Below are 4,524 nucleotides of genomic sequence, written 5' to 3' on the forward strand. Positions count from 1 at the left end.
ACCGAATGCCGCATGGACATCGTGACCAGCCTCCCCCCACGAACTCAGTATCCTCCGCATCCGTATGTCGTGAAAGAGCCTTCTGGGCCCCGGGCTGGGCGAGATGCCAGGACCGTTCGGTAGTCAATGACGGCCGGAACCGGTGGCGGCGGGCACATATGGCGCGGCCGGGGTGTTAATAAAGTGCGGTGCCGTGCGTCACGTGGCACCATCGGGGGACGAACTACACGAATACCGGAGGACAATGAGCACGGTCTTTGACGAGCAGCCGGACCTGGGCGAGCCAGATCTGCCGAGCATGGACTTGGAGGACCGGCACGCGCTGCGGCGGGTGGCCGGGCTATCCACCGAGCTACAGGACATCAGCGAGGTCGAGTACCGGGCGCTCCGCCTCGAGCGGGTCGTGCTGATCGGGGTCTGGACCGAGGGCAGCCTGGCCAGCGCGGAGAATTCGCTGCGCGAGCTGAGACGGCTGGCGGAAACGGCGGGCTCCGAGGTGCTCGAGGGCCTCATCCAGCGGCGCAGCCGGGTCGACGCGGCCACCTACGTGGGCTCGGGTAAGGCGCGCGAACTGGCGGACATCGTCGCGGCGGCCGGCGCCGACACCGTGATCTGCGACGGCGAGCTCACCCCAAGCCAGCTGCGACGGCTGGAAAGCGTGGTGCAGGTCAAGGTCATCGACCGGACCGCGCTGATCCTGGACATCTTCGCCCAGCACGCGCGCAGCCGCGAGGGCAAGTCCCAGGTCGAGCTGGCCCAGCTGCAGTACATGCTGCCCAGGCTGCGCGGTTGGGGTGAGTCGCTGTCCCGGCAGGCCGGCGGCCGGGTGGCCGGCGGCGGCGGGATCGGCACCCGCGGCCCAGGCGAGACCAAGATCGAGACCGACCGTCGCCGGATCAGGACGCGGATCTCGAAGCTGCGCGGCGAGATTTCCGGGTTCAAGACCGGGCGTGAGGTGCAGCGCGGCCAGCGGCGACGCAATGCGGTGCCGTCGGTGGTGATCGCCGGGTACACCAACGCGGGGAAGTCGAGCCTGCTGAACGCGCTGACCGGTGCCGGGGTTCTGGTGGAGGACGCGCTGTTCGCCACCCTCGACCCCACCGTGCGGCGTGCTGAGACGCCGGCCGGGCGCCCGTTCACGCTCACCGACACGGTCGGCTTCGTCCGGCACCTGCCGCATCAGCTGGTGGACGCGTTCAGGTCCACGCTCGAGGAGGCCGCCGAGGCGGACCTGGTGCTGCACGTGGTGGACGGCTCGGACGCCGACCCGCAGGCGCAGCTCGCGGCGGTCCGCGGCGTGCTGGCGGAGGTCGGCGCGGGGAACGTGCCAGAGCTCGTCGTGATCAACAAGATCGACGAAGCCGATCCGATGACGCTCAAGGCGCTGCAGCTGCGCGAGCGCGGCGCCGTTACCGTCTCCGCGAAGACCGGCGAGGGGCTCGGCGAACTCCGCGCCGCGATCGAGCAGGCGCTGCCCGAGCGCGACCGCCTGGTCCGGGTCAGCGTGCCCTACAGCCGGGGCGATCTGGTGGCACGGGCGCACGCCGCGGGTGAGGTCACCCGCCTCGAGCACGGCCCCGACGGGACCCTGCTCGAGGCTCGCGTACCGCCTGAGCTGGCCGCGGAACTCGAGCGACTCCCCGCCCTCGGCACGGCCGACTCGGAGTTAGCTGAGCATTTGGCGGAGGGACTTGTCTCCGACCCCCCGGGTGCAATACCGTAACTGAACCGATATCGAAGGACGGTCGCGCAAAGCGTTGCCAAAAACGCGAGCGCGCCGTTCGTGTTGCTAGGCACGTATGGGACAGTACGGTCAGCGCCGACGTCTACACAGCATGGCAGGTGGCCGAATCATGATGGCTGGAACCCACTCCCGCGGTTCCCGGCACGCTAGGACGCGCCGATGACAGCCCGGTTGCTGACCAACATCGGCCGGCTGTGGACGGGGTCTGAGATCCTCAGCAACGCCGCCATCGTGACCAGCGACGACCGCATCGCCTGGGTCGGCCCCTCCGCTGAGCTCCCGCGCAGCGTCCCTGGCGTCGTCGATGACATCGTCGACGTGGACCTGGTGGAGAACCTCGGCGGCGGCCTGGTCACGCCCGGCCTGATCGACGCGCACACCCATCCGGTCTACGCGGGCAACAGGTACGCCGAGATGGCCATGCGGTCCAGCGGGCTGTCCGACTCCGAGATCACCGCCGCGGGCGGCGGCATCTCGTCCACGGTGACCGTGACCAGGGGCACCGACCCCTGGACCCTGTGCAACAACGTGCGTGAGCGGCTGGCCCTCTGGCTGCAGTCCGGCACGACGACGATTGAGGCGAAGACCGGCTACCACCTCACCAGGGACGGCGAGCTGGCCGACGTGCGGATGCTCCGCTCGCTCGAGGAAGAGCCGGGCATGCCCCGGGTGCACGTGACGTTCATGGCCGCGCTCGCGGTGCCGCCGGAGTTTTTCGGCCGCCGTAGCGACTACATCGACGCGGTGTGCGCGTGGTGCGCGGACGCCGCCGCCGTGGGCGCGGACAGCGTGGACGTCGACTGCGAGGAGGGCCGGTTCGACGAGGACGAGGCCCGCTGGATCCTCAACGCAGGCCGCCGGTCCGGACTCCTGCCGCGGCTGCACGCCTGCGGCAGCACCCACACTGGTGCGGCACGGGTCGCGGCGGAGATGGGATGCGCCTCGGCCGACCTGCTGAACACGGCGACCGACGACGACGTCGCGGCGCTCAGCAGGGCCGGGGTCTCCGCCGTGATCTGCCCTGGGTCGGCGTTGCAGCAGGGCGCCAGGCCGCCGGTGCGGTCGCTGCTCGACAAGGGCGTCGCGGTCGCGCTCGGCTCCGACCACACGCCGGGCGGCGTCGGCATCACGTCGATGCCGCTGGTGATCGCGATGGCCGTGTCTTACCTCGGGATGAGCGTCACCGAAGCGCTGCGGGCGGCCACCCTGGGCGGTGCGCACGCGTTGCGCGCACCGGACCGCGGCGCGATGGTCCGCGGCAGGCTGGCCGACATCGTGCTCTGGGACGCCGATCACGAGGGCGCCTTCGCCTGGAACTACGGCCTCCAGCCCCGCCGCGTCTGGCGCGGCGGAGAACCCGCCACGGCCTGACCGCCAGCCCCACATTGCACGCACATCCCACGGAACGTGGTCGATGTGACATCGTCCACCAAAGAGTGTCGTCGATGTGACATCGACGACGTTCGCCCGGCTGATAACAGCAAGAAGCGGCCCGCGGGCCGCCGCGGTGCCGGCCATGACGGGTACGCGGGAGCCGCCCAGGCGTGGCATGCTTCCAGGCATGGCTTCACGCACGCAGCCGCCGACCCGGCAACAGGCGCCGGCCGCGGTCACGCTGGTCGTCGGCGAGGAGGAGTTTCTCGTCGACCGGGCGGTGCGGGAGCGGATCGCGGCGGCCCGCGCGGCGGCCGGGGATGACGGCGGTGACCTGCACGACGTCGAGGCGAGCACGCTCACTCCTGGGGAGCTGGCCACGCTGACCTCGCCGAGCCTGTTCGGCGGCGGCGCCATCGTGATCGTCAGGGACGCGCAGCACGCCGGTAAAGAGATCGCCGCCGACCTCGCCAGGTACGCAACGAGCCCGCCGCCCGACGCGACGCTGGTCATCACGCACGCCGGCGGCGCGAAAGGCAAGGCGCTGGTCGGCGACCTGACCAAGGCGGGCGCCAGCGTCACCGAGTGCCCGAAGCTGACCCGGCCGTCGGAGCGGGCGGAGTTCGTCAGAAACGAGTTCCGCCGGGCCGGCCGGCAGGCCGACGAGGGCGCGATGCGGGCGCTGCTCGACGCGGTGGGCACGGACCTCAGGGAAGTGGCGTCGGCGGTCGGCCAGCTCGCCTCCGACACCGAAGGCAAGATCACCGCGGGCGTCGTGGCCAGGTACTACCGGGGACGGGCGGAGGCGACGGGGTTCAGCGTGGCCGACCACGCGGTCGAGGGACGGCTGAACGAGGCCCTGGAGCAACTCCGCTGGGCCCTCGCGACCGGTACCTCGCCCGTCCTTATCACCAGCGCGCTCGCGACCGGGGTGCGGCTACTCGGCCGGGTCGGCGCGGCCTCGCGGAACGCGAACCCCAACGCGCTCGCGGCCGAGGTCGGTGCTCCGCCATGGAAGATCGACCGGGTGCGCCAGCAACTGCGCGGCTGGCACCCGGACGGGGTGGCCAGCGCCCTGCAGGCCGTCGCCGAGGCGGACGCCCAGGTCAAGGGCGGGGGAGTCAGCCCCGAGTACGCCCTGGAACGCGCGATCCGCCAGATCGTCACCTACCGCGCCGCCCGCTAGCCAGCAGGCCAGGCGGCCAACCGTCCTTGTGGCACCCAGGACCAGAATGATCCGGCCCAGTGTGCCACAAGGCCACTAGAAGCGTCACCGTGTGCCACAGGGCTAGATTGTTCTGGCCTCGTGTGCCACAAGGCCAGAACGGCAGCGGCCTCGTGTGCCACAAGGCCTGAAACGCAGCGGTCTTGTGTGCCACTAGCCCAAAACGGCAGTAGCCCCGTGT

The 4,524-nt window shown here is 71.0% G+C and carries 3 protein-coding genes; all 3 read left to right on the plus strand.

The features are described 5' to 3' along the window. The first annotated feature begins 244 nt into the window (after positions 1-244). The 3 genes from hflX to holA all read left to right on the plus strand — a co-directional run bounded on the left by hflX (position 245) and on the right by holA (position 4,304). Positions 245-1,723 (plus strand): GTPase HflX, encoded by a 1,479-nt coding sequence (hflX, locus tag WA805_RS29775; protein ID WP_425243983.1) that lies wholly within the window; start codon positions 245-247, stop codon positions 1,721-1,723. A gap of 180 nt (positions 1,724-1,903) precedes the next feature. Next, positions 1,904-3,115, plus strand: coding sequence for an amidohydrolase family protein (locus tag WA805_RS29780; RefSeq protein WP_422278505.1), 1,212 nt, complete (start codon positions 1,904-1,906; stop codon positions 3,113-3,115). Between the two features lie 190 nt (positions 3,116-3,305). Beyond that, positions 3,306-4,304 (plus strand): DNA polymerase III subunit delta, encoded by a 999-nt coding sequence (gene holA / locus WA805_RS29785; RefSeq protein WP_425243984.1) that lies wholly within the window; start codon positions 3,306-3,308, stop codon positions 4,302-4,304. Positions 4,305-4,524 lie beyond the last annotated feature (220 nt).

It is taken from the genome of Trebonia sp., assembly GCF_049794275.1.
Classification (GTDB): Bacteria; Actinomycetota; Actinomycetes; order Streptosporangiales; family Streptosporangiaceae; genus Trebonia.

Excerpts from the sequence above, each read along its gene's own strand:
- hflX (WP_425243983.1), top strand. The coding sequence starts at position 245 with ATGAGCACGGTCTTTGACGAGCAGCCGGACCTGGGCGAGCCAGATCTG.
- holA (WP_425243984.1), top strand. The coding sequence starts at position 3,306 with ATGGCTTCACGCACGCAGCCGCCGACCCGGCAACAGGCGCCGGCCGCG.
- WA805_RS29780 (WP_422278505.1), top strand. The coding sequence starts at position 1,904 with ATGACAGCCCGGTTGCTGACCAACATCGGCCGGCTGTGGACGGGGTCT.